General features: G+C 60.9%; 1 protein-coding gene. It reads left to right on the forward strand.

Annotated elements, in window-relative coordinates:
* Positions 1 to 448 (forward strand): P-type conjugative transfer protein TrbL (gene trbL, locus A7X77_RS31810; RefSeq protein WP_064686707.1); only part of this gene is annotated, 448 nt, incomplete at both ends.

Genomic DNA, 448 nt, shown 5'->3' on the forward strand with positions numbered 1-448 from the left:
AAATCGGCGCCGGCGGCGGGTCGGCCTCCCCGGCCAACATATTCGATGCCGGCATCCGTGTCGCGACTAAGATGTCCGAGCAGGCGAAGTTTGGACTCTGGGAAGACAACGCCCTGGCGATCGCCGCCGTCTTCGCCATGGTCGTGGTCGTCGTCTGCTTCTCGCTCGTTGCCGCCATCTTCGTCTCGGTCATGGTCGAGATGTATGTCGGCCTGCTCGCCGGCATGATCATGCTCGGATTGGGTGGCACATCCTACACCAAGGACTTTGCCATCAAATATCTGGTCTATGCCTTCTCGGTTGGCATGAAGCTGATGGCGCTGGTCATGATCGCTAAGATCGGCTCCGACATCCTGCTGGGCCTCGCCGAGGCACCGACAGCAACCTCGGAGCAGTTCATCACCACGCTCGCGATCGCCGGCATCTCGGTCGTGGTCTTCGTCATCGC

This window comes from Rhizobium bangladeshense, from assembly GCF_001662075.1.
Taxonomy (GTDB): domain Bacteria; phylum Pseudomonadota; class Alphaproteobacteria; order Rhizobiales; family Rhizobiaceae; genus Rhizobium; species Rhizobium bangladeshense_B.